Genomic DNA, 19,621 nt, shown 5'->3' on the forward strand with positions numbered 1-19,621 from the left:
GACCGACGTCGTGTCGCGCACCGCGTCGGCGAGCACCGTCGGTGCTCATCCCATCAGGGTGAGCACGATCAGCGCGACGTTGAGCGCCACGATGACCGCCGCGATCACCCACGCCACCACGCGGGTGGTCGCGGCGTTCACGTCGGAGCCCATGACGCTCCGGCGGGACGTGTAGACCACCAGCGGGACGATCGCGAAGGCGATCCCGAAGCTCAGCACGACCTGGCTCACCACGAGCAGCATCGTCGCATCGGCACCGACCGCGAGCAGCACGATCGCCGGCACCAGGGTGATCACGCGCCGTGCCACCAGCGGGATCCGCACGTGCAGCAGCCCCTTCATGATCTCGGCGCCGGCCATGCAGCCGACCGAGGTCGACGCCAGCCCTGACGCCAGCAGACCCACCGCGAACAGCACGCCGACGACGGGTCCGACGTGCTCGGCGATCGCCCGCTGTGCGCCGGGGATCGAGTCGGTGTCCGCGACGCCGGGCAGCGTCGCCGCGGCGAGGACGAGCATGCAGATGTTCACACCACCGGCGACGACCAGTGCGAGGCCCACGTCCCACCGGGTGGCGACGAGCACCCGGCGGCGCTCGAGACCGGCGGGGACGTCGCCGTGGCGGTCGCGGGCCAGTGCGGAGTGCAGGTACACCGCGTGGGGCATGACCGTCGCGCCGAGCATCGACGCCGCCAGCATCACCGACTCGGAGCCCTCGAACCGCGGAACCAGGCCGCTGACGAGCTCGGCGGGGGAGACCTGGGCGAACAGCAGGCCGGCGCAGAACCCGACGGTCAGGATCGCGAGCATCGCGGTGACGACGGCTTCGAACGTGCGGGTCCCGCGGCGACTGTGCAGGGTCAGCAGGAGCATGGAGACGACGCCGGTGATGAGTCCGCCCGCGACGAGCGGCAGGCCGAACAGCAGGTGGAGGGCGAGTGCGCCGCCGATCACTTCGGCAACGTCGGTCGCGGCCGCGACGATCTCGGCCTGTCCCCAGAACAGCAGGCGCGGGGTGCGGCGCATCCGCAGCCCGAGGTGCTCCGGCAGGGACTTGCCCGTGACGACGCCGAGCTTGGCGGACAGGTACTGCACGACCACGGCGCTGGCGTTCGCGGCGACCAGGACCCAGAGCAGCAGGTAGCCGTACTTCGCACCGGCGGTGAGGTTGGCGGCGACGTTGCCGGGGTCGACGTAGGCGATGGCCGCGACGAACGCCGGGCCGAGCAGGGTGAGCCCGGCAGCCCGTCGCCGCGGTGCGCCCGAGGGGTACTCGGTGGTCCTGGCGGCGGCGGTGTCGGTCACGACCCCAGCATGCCAGAGAATTCGGTGCGCCGAATCTTTTAGTTGGAAGGCGCGATCCCGGCGGAGGGCGAGTGGTCAGGCGGCTGCGCGCCGAGCGCGGTGCGCCCGGACCTTGGCGCGGTTCCCGCACCGCTGCATGGAGCACCAGCGGCGGGTCCCGCCCCGCGAGGAGTCGTAGAACACCAGCGCGCAGTCGTCCGCCGAGCAGCGGCTCAGGCGCGTCGGGCGGCCGTCGGCCTCGACGTCGTCGAATCCGACCTCGGTGAACAGCGCGACCGCGTCGCGCGCGACGCTGGACAGGGCCTGGGCCAGGCGGACGCGGTTGGCTCCGGCGCGGCGTCGGCCACCCGGGAGGCTCGGCGGCACGTCCGGCAGGGCGGCGAACAGGTTGACGGTGTCGATGTCGTCGGGCGCGGGGCGCGTGCGGCCGGTCCCGGCACGCAGGCCCGCCGCGACCGCGGTCCGCTCCGCGGCGGTGGTCGCCGGACCGGGAGCCGCGGCGACGGCCAGTCGCGCGATGGCCGCGCGGAGCGCGCGGGCGTCCTGCAGCTCACGGGCGCTTGCCCCGACGTCGATGGGCTCGGTGTGGTCGCTGAGCCACTCGTCCAGGTCAGCCGGGCTCGCGAGCAGTTCGCCGAGCTGCGACCGGGGGCGCCGGCCGTCCGGGTCGTCGGCGAACCCGCCGGTGTGCGCGAAGTCCAGGGCGATCCGACCGGCGTCGAAGAACCAGGTGGAACCGGCGTCCGTGCGGATGTGCTGCCCCGTGTGCATCCGTCCAGGCTAACGGGTTACCGGCGCGCCTCCGCGCGCCGACGGACTCATGCGGTATTCGAGGCCACCGTCGAGGGGTCGTCCGCCGCGCTCCGACGTCGCCAGACGATGGCGTTGCGGGCATCGAACCGGCGGGAGCACCGGGCGCAGGCGAGCGGACGGGTGGGCGTCCGGTAGCGGAAGTGCTCGTGTCCGGCGGGGCAGGTCCCGATCCACGGTGCGAGCTCGCTGGCGATCGGGCCGTCGTGCAGCCGCGAACCCGTGTACCCGATGGCGGCCGCGGTCCGCTTCCACTTCGGACCGTGGCCGGCGCGGGCCCCGGCGAGGGCGTGGGCGACCTCGTGCAGCAGGACCTGTTCGACGTCGTCGTCCGAGAACCGTGCGGCGAGGTGCCGGCTGACCGTGATGCGCTTGCGGGCGAAGTCGCACTGCCCGGCGCGGGTCTTCGCGTGGTCGAAGCCGAAGGCCCACGAACCGGCGCCGAGGTGCTCGGTGATGAGTGCCTCGGCGCGGGAGCGGACCGTCTCGAGTGCGGTCACTGGTCGGCGCGGGGGTCGGCCTGGCCCTTCTTGGCTGCCCGGGCGGCGATCCGGCCCCAGATGTCGTCGGCCTCGGTCCGGGCGGCGTCCGGCGCACCGAGCACCCGGCGGCGGATCGGCGGCACCTGCTTGACCGGTTCGGCGACGCGCATGGTCGGTTCGTCGTCCTCGGCGCGGCGGGCGGCGACCTCACGGGCCGTCCGCGGCTTGTCGGCCGGTTCCGCGGGGTGTGTGATCGACGCGCGCATCGCGGCCTCGACCGCGGTGCGCAGGGCGTCGGTGCGCTCGGACGGCGCACCCGCCTGTCGGAACGCCTGGTAGGCGCGGGACAGCGCGGCGCGGGCCTCCTCGAAGCGGTCGTTCTCGAACAGCGACCAGCCCTCGATCTCGGCGGCGGCGCCCTCGAGCTCCGGCCACTCCTCGGTCGCGGCGGTGTCACGGGCCAGGGCGGCCTCGGTCGCCGCACGCTCGTGCCGACCGAGGTCGTGCAGGATGTGCGCGCGACGGATCCGGGCGGCGACCTTGTCCTGGCGCTCCCCGGTGAACATCGCCAGGCGGAAGACCTCTTCCGCGACGACGAGCGACTCGTCGAGACGGCCGAGCAGACGGAGGAGCTCGGCGCGTTCCGCGAGGGCTTCGGTACTGCGGCTCTGACCGAGGTCGCGCAGACGCTGGTGCACGGCGTCGACGTCGACCGCCGGTCGCAGGCTGATGGGCGCGAAGGTGCTGCCCGGGCTGACCCCGGCCGTCACGGGAGCCGCGTGGCGCGGTTCACGGGACGGGTCGGACGGGTCGGGCTGCTGGCGGTCGTCGGGCGGGAGGGACATCGGTTCGAGGGTAGCCGCGCTCTGCCGGGAGCGGCCGGTGCGACGCGCTCAGGCTTCGCGCTGTGGACGCAGAACGGCCCGCCGTGCCGGAGCACGACGGGCCGTCGGAGCGGCTGGTCAGCGGATCAGGACATCCCGCTCGCGGCGACCGCCGCGAAGCCGATGGCGATGCCGAAGGCGATCACCGCGACGACGGCGAGGATGATCGCGACGACGCCCCAGGCACGCCCGCGCTTGGTCACGGCCGCGATGATGCCCTGCACGATCGCCCACAGGCCGAGGGCGGTGCCGAGGTAGAACATGAGCGACCCGGTGACGGCGGCGGACGACGTCATGAGTTCGGTGATCTGCGAGTCGCTCGGCGTCGCCCCGCTGTTCTCCATCGAGTCGCGGAAGGCCTCGGAGCCGCCGAAGGCCTGCCCGAACAGGTACCCGCCGATGACGCCGACGACGAGCGCCGCGAGACCGACGACGAACGCCACGACGCCCAGGGTCTTCTTCTTGGCCTTCGGCTCCTCGTAGCTCTGCCACGCCGGTGAACCGGAGCTCGCGGGCGCCGCGGCGTACGGCTGCTGCCCGTACTGCTGCTGGCCGTGCTGCTGCTCGCCACCCCAGTTCGGCGTGCCCGACGGCTGCTGCCCGTACTGGTCCTGCTGCTCGCCGTACCGGGGAGCGGGCTGCCCGTACTGCGGCGTGGAGTCGCTCCGCTCGCCGTACCGCGGTGCGTCGGCGCCGGGCTGCTGCTGCGGGGCTCCGCCCCAGCTCGGCGCCTGGCCGTCGCCCGTCCGGTCCTGGTTGCTCCGGTCGTCGTTCGTCATCAGGGGATCCCATCGCTCGGTCGCGCACCTGCGCGGTCGTTCAGACCATCCTGACAGCCACACCCGCCGAGTGCCCGGGAACGGCCTCGCGCGCCGCCCCCGTCGTCGGCGTGGGATCAGCCGCCGAACACGCTCCGGTTCGGCTCCGGCGACGCCACGGCCGTCGCGTCGGTGACGATCGGGGCCCCGGCGATGAACGCCCGCAACTCCGCACCGTGGACGACCTTCGCCGGCATCGGGTCCGAGGAGTACCGCCGCGGCATCTCGGCGATCGGCAGGTCGGACGGCGAACCGAGCAGCACGATGTTCCCGAACCGACGGCCCTTGAGCATCCCGGTGTCCGCCACCGCCGCCACCGACGGCAGCACGGCCTGCAGCGTCGACGCCTGCCCACGCGCGAACGCCAGCCCCGCGCCGTCCGCAACGTTCACGGCGACGATGCCGGTCGGCGACAGGAACGCGGCGACCTCGCGGTAGAACTCGATGCTCGTCACGTGCGCCGGGATCTGCGACCCGCCGAAGACGTCGACCACCGCGAGGTCCACGGTGCCGCGCAGCCCGGTGGGGAGCTTGCCGAGGACCTCGCGCGCGTCGCCGTACCGCACCCGGATCGACGCGCCGCGTGGGAACGGCAGGACCTCACGGACGTGGTCCACCAGGTCGCGCTCGAGTTCGATGACCTGCTGGCGCGAGCCCGGCCGGGTCACGGCGACGTACCGGGGGAGCGTCAGGGCACCGGCGCCGAGGTGCAGCGCGGTGACCGGGCCGGAGGGCAGCAGGTCGATCGCGTGCCCGATCCGCCGGATGTACTCGAACGCCAGGTGGGTCGGGTCCTCGAGGTCGACGTGCGACTGCGGTGTGCCGTCGACGACGAGCGTGAAGGACCCGGGACGGTGCCGGTCCGGCTCGACCACCGAGTACCCCGCACCGATCCGGAACCCGTCGAACGCATCAGCCATGCCGTCAATCGAACACCACCGGACCGGCTCCACGATCACCACCCGTGCCCCCACCCCTGGTTGGTGTGCCCGTGGACGCCCCGGAACGAGGCTGGGGTCACCGGTCGGGAACGCCCGCCGGACCACCACGAAAGGCACCCACCATGTCGGTCCAGCTCCTCGCGAACGTCCTGCTCGGCGTCGCACTCGTCGGCTTCCTCGGGTACCGCCAGGCGACCTGGCAGTACCTCGACCCGGCGCGCATCTGGCGCACGCCGATGATCATGGCGATCGTCGGCGTGGTCGTCCTGGCGCAGACGTCGGCGACGGTCACCACGACCGACGTGGTGTTCCTCGGGATCGAGGCCCTGATCACCATCGGGGTCGGCCTGACGATGGGCACCATCACCCGGTTCCGTACCGTCGCCACCCCGGACCGCAAGGGTCGGACGATCCAGTCCCGCACGGGCTGGCTCGGGGCGTCGCTCTGGATCGTGCTCATCGTCGTCCGCATCGGCCTCGACGTCCTCGGGGGCCACCTCGGTGCGCACCTGCTGACCTCGACCGGCACGATCCTCCTCGTCCTCGCGCTGAACCGTGCTGCCCGCGCCCTGGTGATCGACCAGCGCATCCCGCGCGGAGACCTCGGAGACCGCGGCGACCGCGGAGACCGTGGCGACCGTGGCGACCGGACCCACGGCGGCCGCACCACCCGCGGCATGATGGTCCGGTGACCCTGCTGAGCGGACAGGACCCGACCGACCTCCCCGGGGGTCGGTCCCGTTCCGCCACGGCCTGGGGGCTCAACGCCCTCGGTGTCGCCGTCGTCGCGTTCTGGTTCGTGAAGAACGGCCTCGAGCAGCAGCTCCCCGCGTGGGTGTGGGTGGTCGGTGCGGTGGCGCTCGCCGCGTGGGCCCTCCGCGAGTCCGGTCGGACGCAGCGGGTCCTCGTCGTCGCCGGCGTCGTGATGATCGTCGCCGGATCCCTGACGGTCGTGGCGACCGACTCGCTCATGATCGTCCCCGTGATCGTCGGGATCGTCCTGCTCGGCGCGAACCTCCGGGTGCCGGTCTGGGCGGCAGCGGTGGCAGCGGTGGGGGCGGTCGTGGTCATCGCGGTCTGCGCCACGGTCGAGCACGCCTCGGTCCAGTTCGTCCTCGGCACGAGCGGCGGGCTGTTGCTCGGCGTCCTCATCGGCTTCAGCCGCCGGCAGTTCCGGATCGCGGCCGACCGTGCGCAGCAAGCCGAGCGCGAGCAGCAGCGGGCGCAGCTCCTCGCCGACCGGTCCCGGGCCTCGCGGGACATCCACGACGTCCTCGCGCACTCGCTGGGCGGCCTCGTGCTGCAGCTCGACGCGGTCGAGGCCCTGCTCGAGGCCGGCCGGGTCGACGACGCGACGAAGCGTGCGGGCGAGGCCAGGACCCTGGCGGCGGACGGCCTGGCCGAGGCCCGTCGCGCCGTGCACGCACTGCGCGACGACGCGGGGCCCGACCCGGCCACGGCCCCGGACTCGGCCGTGCGCACGAGCCCGGCCGACGTGCCGGACGCGAACCGGGCCTCCCGGGCGTCCGACGACCGCGTGCCGGACCGCGCCGACCTGACCGCCCTCGTCGACGCCCACCGCTCCTTCGGCGGCGCGATCGCGGTGCAGGGCGACGCGACCCTGGCCGCACTCGACGAGCCGCACCGCGCCGCCGTGGTCCAGGTCGTCCGCGAAGCCCTCAGCAACGCGCGCCGGCACGCGTCCGGCCGCCCCGTGTCGCTGTCCGTCATCCGCGACGGCGACGCCGTCGACGTCGTCGTGGCCAACCCGCTCACCGGCGGCGGCCAGGGCCTGCTCGGGATGCACGAGCGCTTCGCGGAGCTCGGCAGCAGCGCCACGGTCGAGGCGGAGCGGTCCGACGACGAGTTCGTCGTCGCGATGCACCTGCCGGTCGAGGCCGTGGCCGCCACCGAGGGGGAGGCCTCGTGACCATCCGTGTCCTCGTCGTCGACGACCAGGCGATCGTCCGCGACGGCCTGGTGACGGTGCTGTCGCTGGTGCCGGACCTGCAGGTGACCGGTGCGGCCGCCGACGGGGCCGAGGCGATCGCGGCGGTGGACCGCGACGTCCCCGACGTCGTGTTGATGGACCTGCGCATGCCCGGCACGGACGGGCCGACGGCGACCGCGCGCATCGTCGCCGACCACCCGCAGGTGGCGGTGCTCGTGCTGACGACCTACGCGGACGACGAGTCCATCGTGACCGCGCTCCGCGCGGGTGCCCGCGGGTACCTGACGAAGGACGCCGGGCGGACCGAGATCGCGACGGCGATCCGGGCCGTCGCTTCGGGTCAGTCGACGTTCGACGCGACGGTGGGCGCGCGGCTGGTGGCGCAGCTCGCGGGTTGCGGGGCGACGGCGTCCGCAAACGCTGTGCCGGCGCTGCGCGAGCGGTTCCCGGACCTCACCCCGCGCGAGGCCGACGTGCTCGAGCACATCGCGGCGGGCCGGACGAACCCGCAGATCGCGGCGGAGTTGTTCCTGACGGTACCGACGGTGAAGTCCTACGTGAACCAGGTGTTCGCGAAGCTCGGGGTCGCCACCCGCGCCGAGGCGGTCGCGCGCGTCCTGCGCTGACGCTCGGTGTCCGGTACCGGCGGGTACGTGAATGCGTACACATGGACGGCCAGCGGACGCCAAGACTCGTTCCGTACCGTTCATGCGGTCGTCACGCGGAACCGCGTCGATGCGTGCAGTGCCCCACACCGCGCGCGTCCGCCCTTCCGACGTGACCACGACGTGCCGTCGAGCGCCCCCACCGCTCGGCCGTGCGCGTCGCGGGCGTGCTCCGCGCGCCCCTTCCGGTCACCCGCGCGCGCTGGCCGTGATCACATCGCACCCGTCATGTAAAATACGGGATGCAACACTCCGCCGAGCCGCAGGAGACCCGACATGACCGCCGACACGATGAGCGTGCCCACCACGCGCCTGGGCGCACCGACGACCCGCGCCACCCCGCGCGCGACCGCGAGCCGAACGACGCGGGTGATCCGCGCCTCCCGTCCGGCCCATGCCGACCACGAGACGGCGCCCACCTGGATGCGCGTGGTCGGGGCGGTCCTGCTCCTCGGCGGGCTCGGCCTGACCGCGGCGGTGACCGCCTGGCCGGGCGACGCACCGGAGGCCGCGCTCATCGTGCCGGCGCTGGTCGCGGTCGTGGCGGGTGTGCTGCTGCTGCTCGCACGAGCCGGGTTCGCCGTCACCGACACGCACGTCACGCTGCACTTCCGGCCGTTGCCCCCGCGGCGCATCGCGCGGCGGCGCATCACCGACGTCCGACTCGTCGAGGCGGACGCCCGCACCTACGGCGGAGTCGGCCTGCGGATCGGCCGCGGCGTGCGCGCCCTGATCCTCACCCCCGGACTCGGGATCGAGCTCACCGACGACCGTGGTCGCGTCACCTTCGTGCGCACCCGCCGACCCGAGGACGCATTCCGTGCGCTGGCGGGACGGCAGGGCCGGTCGGGAGGCACGGGGCGCGTCGAGCGCGAACGCCTCGGCTGAGCGGGCGGGGAATTCCGCGGACACCGGGCGGCTTATACACGCCACTGCCGAATCCGGTCAAGCCAGGACTGGACAGCACGTCTCGGCGCGAACTATGATGACAGTTCGCGCTCCCTGGCATCCGTGTCGTCATATTGCGGTCGACGCAGAGTTCTGAGCCTCCAGGCTCAACTCGCCCTGGTGCAGCCGGACCCGTATATGGCGGCGGGTCCCGCTCACGGAGATCATCCCACACGTGCACCGACGTTCCGCGTCAGGCACGCGTCGGCGTGGTCACAGGGCATGAACTCGCGGGGATCGCCGAGCGATCAATCTACTCACCTACATGCTGCTCGTCAGTATCGGCCCGACGGGGCCTACGGAGGTCACACCCTTGGCTGCTGCGCCCAACGCATCCACCAACCCCAAGAACGGTCGCAACCACTCGCGACTCTCGTTCGCCAAGATCACGGACACCCTCACGGTTCCTGATCTGCTCGCACTCCAGACGGAGAGCTTCGACTGGCTCGTCGGCAACGACGTCTGGAAGGCCCGTCTCGCAGAGGGACAGGAGCAGGGTCGCACCGACCTCGCCCTGCACTCCGGGTTGGAGGAGATCTTCGAGGAGATCTCCCCGATCGAGGACCTCGGCGAGACCATGCAGCTCTCGTTCACGGCTCCCGAGCTCGAGGACCCCAAGTACTCGATCGACGACTGCAAGGAGCGCGGCAAGACCTACGCCGCTCCGCTGTACGTCAACGCCGAGTTCATGAACCACATGACGGGTGAGATCAAGACGCAGACGGTCTTCATGGGCGACTTCCCGCTCATGACCGAACGCGGCACGTTCATCATCAACGGCACCGAGCGCGTCGTCGTGTCGCAGCTCGTCCGTTCGCCCGGCGTGTACTTCGAGCGCCAGCAGGAGAAGACGTCCGACAAGGACATCTACTCCGCTCGCGTCATCCCCTCGCGTGGTGCCTGGCTCGAGTTCGAGATCGACAAGCGCGACCAGGTGGGCGTGCGCATCGACCGCAAGCGCAAGCAGTCCGTCACGGTCTTCCTCAAGGCGCTGGGTCTGACCAGCGAGGAGATCATGGAAGAGTTCCAGGGCTTCGCCTCGATCGAGTCGACCCTCGAGAAGGACGCCATCCTCACGAAGGAAGAGGCGCTCAAGGACATCTACCGCAAGCTGCGCCCGGGCGAGCAGGTCGCCGCCGAGGCCGCGCGTGCGCTGCTCGACAACTTCTACTTCAACTCGAAGCGCTACGACCTGGCGAAGGTGGGCCGCTACAAGGTCAACCGCAAGCTCGGGATCGACGCCCCGCTGTCCGACTCGGTGCTGACCGTCAAGGACATCGTCGCGACGATCAAGTACCTCGTGTCCCTGCACGCCGAGAAGACCACGCTGAACGGCGTGCGCGACGGCGAGCCGGTGCAGCTGCGCCTCGACGTGGACGACATCGACCACTTCGGCAACCGTCGCATCCGCGCCGTCGGCGAGCTCATCCAGAACCAGGTCCGCACGGGTCTGTCCCGCATGGAGCGCGTCGTCCGCGAGCGCATGACCACGCAGGACATCGAGGCGATCACGCCCCAGACGCTCATCAACGTGCGTCCGGTCGTCGCCGCGATCAAGGAGTTCTTCGGAACGTCCCAGCTGTCGCAGTTCATGGACCAGAACAACCCGCTCGCGGGCCTGACGCACAAGCGTCGTCTCTCGGCCCTCGGCCCGGGTGGTCTGTCCCGTGAGCGTGCCGGCGTCGAGGTCCGCGACGTCCACCCGTCGCACTACGGCCGCATGTGCCCGATCGAGACCCCGGAAGGCCCGAACATCGGCCTGATCGGCTCGCTCGCGTCGTTCGGTCGGATCAACTCGTTCGGCTTCATCGAGACCCCGTACCGTCGCGTCGTCAACGGCGAGGTCACGAAGACCATCGACTACCTCACCGCCTCGGAAGAGGACGAGTTCGTCGTCGCGCAGGCCAACGCCCCGCTGACCGACTCGTTCCACTTCGCCGACGACAAGGTCCTCGTCCGCAAGAAGGGTGGCGAGGTCGAACTCGTCGCCAAGGGCGAGGTCGACTACATGGACGTCTCGCCGCGCCAGATGGTGTCGGTCGCGACGTCGCTCATCCCGTTCCTCGAGCACGACGACGCGAACCGCGCCCTCATGGGTGCGAACATGCAGCGTCAGGCGGTCCCGCTGCTCCGTTCCGAGTCGCCGCTCGTCGGCACCGGCATGGAGGGCTACACCGCGATCGACGCCGGTGACGTCGTCACCGCCGACAAGGCTGGTGTCGTCTCCGAGGTCTCGGCCGACGCCGTGACCCTGCAGCTCGACGAGGGTGGCACGCAGACCTTCTACCTGCGCAAGTTCGACCGCTCCAACCAGGGCACGAGCTACAACCACCGCGTGGTCGTCTCGGCCGGCGAGCGTGTCGAGCAGGGCGAGGTCATCGCCGACGGTCCCGCGACGGAGAACGGCGAGCTCGCGCTCGGCAAGAACCTCCTCGTCGCGTTCATGCCGTGGGAGGGCTACAACTACGAGGACGCGATGATCCTGTCGCAGAACCTCATCAAGGACGACACGCTCTCCTCGATCCACATCGAGGAGTACGAGGTCGACGCCCGCGACACCAAGCTCGGCAAGGAGGAGATCACCCGTGACCTCCCCAACGTCAGCCCGGACCTGCTGGCCGACCTCGACGAGCGCGGCATCATCCGCATCGGTGCCGAGGTCCGCCCCGGCGACATCCTCGTCGGCAAGGTCACGCCGAAGGGCGAGACCGAGCTCTCCGCTGAAGAGCGCCTCCTCCGCGCCATCTTCAACGAGAAGTCGCGCGAAGTCCGCGACACCTCGCTGAAGGTGCCCCACGGTGAAGAGGGCACGATCATCGGCGTCAAGGTGTTCGACTCGCAGGACGGCGACGACGAACTGGGCTCTGGTGTCAACCAGCGCGTGGTCGTCTACATCGCCCAGAAGCGCAAGATCACCGCCGGTGACAAGCTCGCCGGTCGTCACGGCAACAAGGGCGTCATCTCGACCATCCTCCCGGTCGAGGACATGCCGTTCCTCGCCGACGGCACCCCGGTCGACATCGTCCTGAACCCGCTCGGCGTCCCCGGCCGCATGAACTTCGGCCAGGTCCTCGAGATCCACCTCGGTTGGCTCGCCAAGCAGGGCTGGAACGTCGAGGGCATCCAGGAGTGGGCGTCGGCGCTCCCCGAGGCAGCGCACAGCGCCGCTCCGGGCACGAAGGTCGCCACCCCGGTGTTCGACGGTGCGTACGAGCGTGAGATCGAGGGCCTCCTCGACTCGACCCTCCCGAACCGCGACGGCGAGCGCCTGATCGGCTCGTCCGGCAAGGCGCAGCTCTTCGACGGTCGCTCCGGCGAGCCGTTCCCGGAGCCCGTCTCGGTCGGCTACATGTACATCCTCAAGCTGCACCACCTGGTCGACGACAAGATCCACGCCCGTTCGACCGGGCCGTACTCGATGATCACGCAGCAGCCGCTGGGTGGTAAGGCGCAGTTCGGTGGACAGCGATTCGGCGAGATGGAGGTGTGGGCGCTCGAGGCGTACGGCGCCGCCTACGCCCTCCAGGAGCTCCTGACGATCAAGTCCGACGACATCCTCGGCCGCGTGAAGGTCTACGAGGCGATCGTCAAGGGTGAGAACATCCAGGAGCCCGGCATCCCCGAGTCCTTCAAGGTCCTCATGAAGGAGATGCAGTCGCTCTGCCTGAACGTCGAGGTCCTCTCGGCCGACGGCCAGGCGGTCAGCCTGCGCGACAACGATGACGAGGTCTTCCGCGCTGCGGAGGAACTGGGCATCAACATCTCCTCGCGGTTCGAGTCGTCGTCCGTCGACGACATCTGATCCCGCCCGTACACGAAGCCTGAATCAAGCAAGAGAGAAGAACATTGCTCGAAGCAACTTCCTTTGACGCCATTCGGATCGGCCTCGCGACCGCCGAGGACATCCGTCAGTGGTCGTACGGCGAGGTCAAGAAGCCGGAGACCATCAACTACCGCACCCTGAAGCCCGAGAAGGACGGTCTGTTCGGCGAGCAGATCTTCGGTCCTTCCCGCGACTGGGAGTGCGCCTGCGGCAAGTACAAGCGTGTCCGGTTCAAGGGCATCGTCTGCGAGCGCTGCGGCGTCGAGGTCACCAAGTCCTCGGTCCGTCGTGAGCGCATGGGCCACATCGAGCTCGCTGCCCCCGTCACGCACATCTGGTACTTCAAGGGCGTTCCGTCGCGCCTCGGGTACCTCCTCGACATGGCGCCGAAGGACCTCGAGAAGGTCATCTACTTCGCGGCGTACATGATCATCGACATCGATGAAGAGGGCCGTCACGCGGACATGCCGGGGCTCGAGAACGAGATGCGTCTCGAGATCAAGACCCTCGAGGGCCAGCGCGACTCGATCATCGCCGACCGCCTCAAGAAGCTCGAGGACGACCTCGCAGCCCTTGAGGAAGAGGGTGCGAAGGCCGACGTCAAGCGCCGCACCAAGGACACCGCCGAGAAGGAGATGTCCCAGGTCCGCAAGTCGTTCGACGAGGACATCACCCGTCTCGAGCGTGTGTGGGAGGACTTCCGCAACCTCAAGGTGGGCGACCTCAAGCCCGAGGACGCCGTGTTCCACGAGCTCCAGGACCGGTTCGGGATCTACTTCGACGCCTACATGGGCGCCGAGGCGATCAAGCTCCGGCTCGAGGCGTTCGACCTGGCAGCCGAGGCCGAGGCGCTGCGCCTGCAGATCGCCGAGGGCAAGGGCCAGAAGAAGATCCGCGCGATCAAGCGTCTGCGCGTCGTCAGCTCCTTCCTCGCCACCGGCAACTCGCCGGCAGCGATGGTGCTCGGCGTCGTGCCGGTCATCCCGCCGGAGCTGCGCCCGATGGTGCAGCTCGACGGTGGCCGTTTCGCCACGTCGGACCTCAACGACCTCTACCGTCGTGTGATCAACCGCAACAACCGTCTCCGCCGCCTGCTCGACCTCGGTGCCCCCGAGATCATCGTGAACAACGAGAAGCGCATGCTGCAGGAAGCGGTCGACGCGCTGTTCGACAACGGTCGTCGTGGACGTCCGGTCACGGGTACCGGCAACCGCGCCCTGAAGTCCCTGAGCGACATGCTCAAGGGCAAGCAGGGTCGTTTCCGCCAGAACCTGCTCGGCAAGCGCGTCGACTACTCGGGCCGTTCGGTCATCATCGTCGGCCCGCAGCTGAAGCTGCACCAGTGCGGTCTGCCCAAGCAGATGGCGCTCGAGCTCTTCAAGCCGTTCGTGATCAAGCGCCTGATCGACCTGTCGCACGCGCAGAACATCAAGTCGGCCAAGCGCATGGTCGAGCGTTCGCGTCCGCAGGTGTGGGACGTGCTCGAGGAGATCATCCGCGAGCGCCCCGTGCTGCTGAACCGTGCGCCGACGCTGCACCGTCTGGGCATCCAGGCGTTCGAGCCGCAGCTCGTCGAGGGCAAGGCCATCCAGCTCCACCCGCTCGTGTGTGCCGCGTTCAACGCGGACTTCGACGGTGACCAGATGGCCGTGCACCTGCCGCTGTCGGTCGAGGCCCAGGCCGAGGCCCGCATCCTGATGCTCGCCTCGAACAACATCCTGAAGCCGTCCGACGGCCGTCCGGTGACCCTGCCCGCACAGGACATGATCATCGGTCTGCACCACCTGACGACCGTCCGCGAGGGCGCCGTCGGCGAAGGCCGCGCGTTCTCCTCGGTCGCCGAGGCGATCCTGGCCAACGACCAGCACACGCTGCACCTCAACGCGATGGCGAAGATCCGCATGTCGGGTGTCCACTTCGCCGAGGGTGAAGCACCCGAGGGCTACGAGCAGGGCGACACCGTGCTGCTCGAGACGACCTTGGGCCGTGCGCTCTTCAACGAGACCCTCCCGGCGAACTACCCGTTCGTCCAGAAGGTCACCGACAAGGGTGTGCTCTCCGCGATCGTCAACGACCTCGCCGAGCGCTACTCCAAGACCGAGACGGCCGCTGCGCTGGACCGGATCAAGGACGCCGGCTTCTACTGGGGCACCCGCTCCGGTGTGACCGTCGCCCTGTCGGACGTCGTGACGCCTCCTCGCAAGAAGGAGATCATCGCGGGCTACGAGGTCCAGGCCGCCAAGGTGCAGGGCGAGTTCGACAAGGGTCTGATCACCGACTCCGAGCGTCGCGCCGACCTGATCAAGATCTGGACCGAGGCCACCAACGAGATCGCTCAGGAGATGCGGGACAACTTCCCCGTCGACAACACGATCAATCGCATGGTGTCGTCGGGTGCTCGTGGTAACTGGCTGCAGGTCCGCAACATCGCGGGTATGCGTGGTCTGGTGAACAACCCGAAGGGCGAGATCATCGCCCGCCCGATCATCAACTCGTACCGCGAGGGCCTGACCGTGGCGGAGTACTTCATCGCCACGCACGGTGCTCGTAAGGGTCTTGCCGACACCGCGCTCCGTACCGCGGACTCCGGGTACCTCACCCGTCGTCTCGTGGACGTCTCGCAGGACGTCATCATCCGCGAGGACGACTGCGGCACGACCCGTGGCCTCGAGCTGCCGATCGCGACCGTGGACGCCGACGGCAAGCTGGTCCGCGACCCGCGCGTCGAGAACACCGTCTACTCGCGCACCCTGGCCACCGAGGCCGTGGACGCGAAGGGCACGGTCGTCGCCGAGGCCGGCGAGGACGTCGGTGACGTCCTCATCGACAAGCTGCTCGCTGCCGGTGTCGAGAGCATCAAGGTGCGCTCGGTCCTGACCTGCGAGTCGGCCGTCGGTGTCTGCGCGAAGTGCTACGGCCGTTCGCTCGCCACGGGCAACCTGGTCGACATCGGTGAGGCGGTCGGCATCATCGCCGCCCAGTCCATCGGTGAGCCCGGTACCCAGCTGACGATGCGGACGTTCCACACGGGTGGTTCGGCCTCGGCCGACGACATCACCCAGGGTCTGCCGCGTGTCACGGAGCTCTTCGAGGCCCGTACCCCGAAGGGCGCGTCCCCGATCGCCGAGGCCCCCGGCCGCGTCGTCGTCGAGGACACGGACAAGGGTCGTCGGATCATCCTCACGCCGGACAACGGCGACGAGCCGTTCATCTACCCGGTGCTCAAGCGTGCGACGCTCCTCATCGAGGACAACCAGCACGTCGAGCTCGGCGAGCAGTTCATCGCCGGAACCGTCGACCCGAAGGAAGTCCTCCGGGTCAAGGGTGTCCGAGAGGTCCAGAAGCACCTGGTCAACGGTGTGCAGGACGTCTACGGCTCGCAGGGTGTGCCGATCCACGACAAGCACATCGAGGTCATCGTCCGTCAGATGCTCCGCAAGGTCACCGTCGTCGACCACGGCGACACCGACCTGCTGCCGGGTGAGCTCGTCGACCGGTCGCGCTACAACGCGCTGAACCGCGCGGCGCTGCAGGAGGGTCGCAAGACCGCCTCGGCTCGCCAGGAGGTCATGGGCATCACGAAGGCGTCCCTCGCGACCGAGTCGTGGCTGTCCGCCGCTTCCTTCCAGGAGACCACCCGCGTGCTCACGCAGGCGGCCATGGAGGGCAAGCAGGACCACCTCGTCGGCCTCAAGGAGAACGTCATCATCGGTAAGCTCATCCCCGCCGGGACGGGCCTCAGCCGGTACCGCGACGTGGACGTGAACGCGACCGAAGAGGCGAAGGCGGAGCGGTACCCCAACCGCATCTTCGCTGACGACTCGTCGTTCTCGGACGCCGACCTGAGCTTCGTCGACTTCGACAGCTTCTCGTCGGACGACTTCACGCCGGGTACGTACAACTGAACCCAGTGACGTCGAAGGGCCCCGCATCCTCCTGGATGCGGGGCCCTTCCGCGTACGGACGACCTGCGGTGCGTCGGCGATCAGCGGTACGTGACCGTCGTTGAGCCGAGCGGCCCGTCGTCGCCCGTGGCGTGCACCGTGACGGTCCCGCCAGCCAAGGTGCGCGGGTCGAGCGTGACCGTCCACGCGCCGCTCCCCGGCACGCGGGGCTCGACCTCGTTGCCGTCGGCATCCCGCGCGGGGGCACCGTCGGCGTCGGTGAAGGACAACCGGGCGTTCGGCTCCGCCGTCCCGGACAGCACGAGCTTGCCCGGGGTGAAGCGCTGGACCGAGGCGGTCACGGGGAACGGGATCATCGCTCCGGTCGTCGCGGAACCGACGAGCACCCCGCCTTCGTGGACCTCCGCGGTGATCCCCATGAACCGCGTGCCGGGGGCGGGGTACGCGAGGTCGGCACTCCAGGTCCCGTCGGAGTTCACGATCCAGTCCGACCCGTCGACGAGCGACCAGGGAGCCCCGGATTCGTCGACGAACCGCATGTCGGTCGCCGACGGACCCCGGCCCTCGACGTGGACGGTCCGTGCGACCGGGTCGACCCGGACGTCGTCCACGATCGGGTCTCCAGCCTGGTCTGCGGTGTTGTTCATCCGGAGCTGTTCGGCGCCGTCGAAGCGTTCGACCGTGGTGAGCGTGTGCCGGCCGAACCCGATGCCGGTGATGCGGTGGGCAACGGCGCCGTCGCGATCGACCTTCGTCGACCCGGACGGGACGCCGTCCACGCTGAACTCGAGCCGCGCGCCGGGCTCGAAGCCGGAAGCAGCGATGACCTTCAGCGATCGGTTCCAGCCCTCGCGCACGATCACCATCCCGGCCCAGGTCACCGGCTTCGTGGTCGCGTGGAGGGTGCGGGCCGGTGACCCGAGGGAGTCCGAGACCGTGAAGGTGTGGTCGCCGAAGTCCTCGACGTGCGTCGCTGCGCGCCAGGAGCCGTCGGTCCGCACACGTGCGTCGACGGGGGCGCCGTCCGAGGGGCGCACGGTGACGAGGTCCCCTGGATCGCCGGTCCCGGTGACCGTCACCGTCCCGGCGTTGTGGGCGATCGACGCCACCCGCGCGGTGAAGGCGACGGCTGCACGGGCTGGCGTGGCCGCGCCGACGACGGCGAGCATGACGACGAGCGCTCCCGAGAAGGCGAGCCAGCGAGCGCGGGGAGTATCTGAAATGTGGAACAGTTGCATGCCGCACATGCTGCACCAGCTCGATGCGCCCTGTCCAGACCCCGGAACGAACTGTTCACACGCGTGCTGCATCGCAGAACGCTCCGGACAGGGGCACGGCGGTGGTCGTGACGACGAGGCGGACGGGAGGCCCGGTGCCAGGCCGCCACGGGCCTCCCGGCCGGCACGCGGTGTCGTCTAGAGCGCGCGGTCCGCGCCGTTGTCGCGCCCGGATCCGCGACCGGTCTCGTCGACCAGTGAGAACAAGCTGAGGACGTTGCCGTCGGGGTCGCGGACGTCGAACCAGTTCACGGCCCCGTCGACGCACTCGACGGGGCCGATGTCGATGCCGAGAGCACCGATGCGGGCGTGCTGTGCGCCGACGTCGTCGACGCCGAACCGGACGCTCACGGGGTTCTCCTCGGCGGAGTCGTCCTCGTAGAGCTGGATCCAGATCCCGCCGACCTCGTACTCGGCGACACCGTCCTCGGGTTCGAGGTCCGGTTCGGTGCGCTCGAAGACGGCGCCGTACCAGAGGCAGGACGCCTCGATGTCGGTGACGGGCAGCCCGACGGTCACACTCGTGATGTCCATGTCTCATGATGGTCCCGGTCGGGCCTGCTCGTCGAGGGTCTTCCGGCGGTCTCTCGCTGCGCGGCCGAACTGGCAGGGTGGAGGGATGGCGACCCTGCGCGAACGGATCACGGCCCCGGCACACCTCTCGTTCCCCACGGCGGTCGGCGGGCTGACGTTCCGTGCCGCCGCGCTCGACGACGTCGGGGCGATGCACGCCGTCGCGGTCGCGTCAGCCGCGGTCGACGACCCGCACGCTCGGCCCTCCACAGCCGACCTCGAACGGTCGTTGTCCACCGAGGGGTTGGACGTCGCCCGGGACACCGTGGTGGGCGTCGATGCTGGAGGGCATGTGCAGGCCTACGGCATCGTCATCGACGTCCCCTCCCGGGTCACCGCCGCGCGCGCGGTGCTCGACGGGGCGGTCCACCCCGACCTGCGCGGGCTGGGGATCGGACGACGGGTGCTCGCGTGGCAGGTCGGCCGTGCCCGGCAGCGCCTGGCGACGCTCGACGTCGACCTGCCGGCCACGCTCGACGTCGGTGGGCGGCAGGGGTCCTCGGCGCTCCGGCTGGCGGCACACCTCGGCTTCGCGCCGGTGCGCACCTGGCTCGACATGCAGGTCGTGTTCGACGACCTGGGGCGGGCCTCCGAGGCGGTCCCCGCGCTGCCGGACGGACTCGTCCTGCGGCCCGTCACGGTGGACGACATCGAACCGCTCCGGACGGCCAAGAACGACGCCTTCCGCGACCACTGGGGTTCCCAGCCGATGGTTGCTTCGGACTGGCGGGGGTTCCTCACCTCGGACAAGAGCCGGCTGGACCTGTCGCGGGTCGTCGTGGGCGCTGACGGCACCGTCCTGGCGTTCACGATCGTCGAGGTCGAGCCCGACGGGTTCGCCGCGCGGGGCCGCTCGTACGGGTACGTGCACTGGGTCGGCGTCGTCCGTGCCGCACGGGGGACGGGGCTCGCGCCGATCGTCCTCGACGCGACCCTGCAGGCGATCCGCGCCGACGGCCTGTCCGCGGCGGTGCTGCACGTCGACGCCGAGAACCCGAGCGGAGCCGGTCGCATCTACGAACGACTCGGCTTCGTGGCCGGGGAGGTCCACGTCACCGCGTCGACGCCGCTCTGACCGTCGTGGCGGAGCTCCTGGACCCCAGTTCTGGGTGCATCCAGACCCCCTCCGCCCCCTCCTTCTGGGACTGCGGCCGACGACTGTCGCAGAAGTAGCGTGGTCGAGCGCCACATCCCTGGTGGTGCGCATCCCGACCACGTCTCGCCGCGCGCGAGTCCAAG

At 70.3% G+C, this 19,621-nt stretch carries 15 protein-coding genes; 7 read left to right on the plus strand and 8 right to left on the minus strand.

The features are described 5' to 3' along the window. Positions 1 to 45 precede the first annotated feature (45 nt). The 6 genes from ACVKXF_RS06230 to ACVKXF_RS06255 all read right to left on the minus strand — a co-directional run bounded on the left by ACVKXF_RS06230 (position 46) and on the right by ACVKXF_RS06255 (position 5,219). Positions 46 to 1,305, minus strand: coding sequence for an Nramp family divalent metal transporter (locus ACVKXF_RS06230; RefSeq protein ID WP_456795204.1), 1,260 nt, complete (start codon positions 1,303 to 1,305; stop codon positions 46 to 48). 75 nt (positions 1,306 to 1,380) lie between these two features. Further along, the gene (locus ACVKXF_RS06235) at positions 1,381 to 2,076 is read right to left on the minus strand and encodes a CGNR zinc finger domain-containing protein (protein WP_123311680.1); all 696 of its coding nucleotides are present in this window, start codon (positions 2,074 to 2,076) and stop codon (positions 1,381 to 1,383) included. A gap of 47 nt (positions 2,077 to 2,123) precedes the next feature. After that, positions 2,124 to 2,615: a SprT-like domain-containing protein gene (locus ACVKXF_RS06240; protein WP_456795205.1), complete on the minus strand. Its 492-nt coding sequence runs from the start codon at positions 2,613 to 2,615 to the stop codon at positions 2,124 to 2,126. Next, positions 2,612 to 3,442: a hypothetical protein gene (locus ACVKXF_RS06245; RefSeq protein WP_111083497.1), complete on the minus strand. Its 831-nt coding sequence runs from the start codon at positions 3,440 to 3,442 to the stop codon at positions 2,612 to 2,614. Before ACVKXF_RS06245 ends, ACVKXF_RS06240 begins: the two co-directional genes overlap by 4 nt. A 125-nt stretch (positions 3,443 to 3,567) precedes the next feature. Further along, positions 3,568 to 4,260, minus strand: a complete 693-nt coding sequence (locus ACVKXF_RS06250; protein ID WP_456795206.1) for a hypothetical protein — start codon at positions 4,258 to 4,260, stop codon at positions 3,568 to 3,570. Between the two features lie 116 nt (positions 4,261 to 4,376). Next, entirely contained in the window at positions 4,377 to 5,219 is an 843-nt protein-coding gene (locus ACVKXF_RS06255) for a spermidine synthase (RefSeq protein WP_340197803.1), read from the minus strand. Between the two features lie 143 nt (positions 5,220 to 5,362). Here ACVKXF_RS06255 and ACVKXF_RS06260 point away from each other — a divergent pair, with 143 nt between their 5' ends. The 6 genes from ACVKXF_RS06260 (at position 5,363) to rpoC (ending at position 16,532) form a co-directional block, all read left to right on the plus strand. Continuing rightward, positions 5,363 to 5,932 (plus strand): hypothetical protein, encoded by a 570-nt coding sequence (locus ACVKXF_RS06260; protein WP_456795207.1) that lies wholly within the window; start codon positions 5,363 to 5,365, stop codon positions 5,930 to 5,932. Beyond that, positions 5,929 to 7,170, plus strand: coding sequence for a sensor histidine kinase (locus ACVKXF_RS06265; RefSeq protein WP_456795208.1), 1,242 nt, complete (start codon positions 5,929 to 5,931; stop codon positions 7,168 to 7,170). The genes ACVKXF_RS06260 and ACVKXF_RS06265 overlap by 4 nt, the downstream gene beginning before the upstream one ends. Continuing rightward, entirely contained in the window at positions 7,167 to 7,817 is a 651-nt protein-coding gene (locus ACVKXF_RS06270) for a response regulator (protein ID WP_456795209.1), read from the plus strand. Before ACVKXF_RS06265 ends, ACVKXF_RS06270 begins: the two co-directional genes overlap by 4 nt. Before the next feature lie 315 nt (positions 7,818 to 8,132). Beyond that, positions 8,133 to 8,744 (plus strand): hypothetical protein, encoded by a 612-nt coding sequence (locus ACVKXF_RS06275; RefSeq protein WP_456795210.1) that lies wholly within the window; start codon positions 8,133 to 8,135, stop codon positions 8,742 to 8,744. 373 nt (positions 8,745 to 9,117) lie between these two features. Continuing rightward, a complete protein-coding gene (rpoB, locus tag ACVKXF_RS06280) occupies positions 9,118 to 12,606 on the plus strand; it encodes a DNA-directed RNA polymerase subunit beta (RefSeq protein WP_111083490.1) in 3,489 nt (1,162 codons plus the stop codon). A gap of 44 nt (positions 12,607 to 12,650) precedes the next feature. Beyond that, positions 12,651 to 16,532: a DNA-directed RNA polymerase subunit beta' gene (rpoC, locus tag ACVKXF_RS06285; RefSeq protein ID WP_123311697.1), complete on the plus strand. Its 3,882-nt coding sequence runs from the start codon at positions 12,651 to 12,653 to the stop codon at positions 16,530 to 16,532. An 80-nt stretch (positions 16,533 to 16,612) separates the two neighbouring features. On the opposite strand, the gene ACVKXF_RS06290 is transcribed toward rpoC, so the two are convergent. Continuing rightward, complete coding sequence (locus ACVKXF_RS06290) at positions 16,613 to 17,770, minus strand: hypothetical protein (protein WP_456795211.1); 1,158 nt, start codon at positions 17,768 to 17,770, stop codon at positions 16,613 to 16,615. 177 nt (positions 17,771 to 17,947) lie between these two features. Next, the gene (locus ACVKXF_RS06295; protein WP_111083488.1) at positions 17,948 to 18,343 is read right to left on the minus strand and encodes a VOC family protein; all 396 of its coding nucleotides are present in this window, start codon (positions 18,341 to 18,343) and stop codon (positions 17,948 to 17,950) included. 85 nt (positions 18,344 to 18,428) lie between these two features. Here ACVKXF_RS06295 and ACVKXF_RS06300 point away from each other — a divergent pair, with 85 nt between their 5' ends. After that, on the plus strand, positions 18,429 to 19,457 hold the full coding sequence (locus tag ACVKXF_RS06300) for a GNAT family N-acetyltransferase (protein WP_456795212.1): 1,029 nt from the start codon (positions 18,429 to 18,431) through the stop codon (positions 19,455 to 19,457). Positions 19,458 to 19,621 lie beyond the last annotated feature (164 nt).

This window comes from Curtobacterium sp. PvP017 (genome assembly GCF_054060195.1).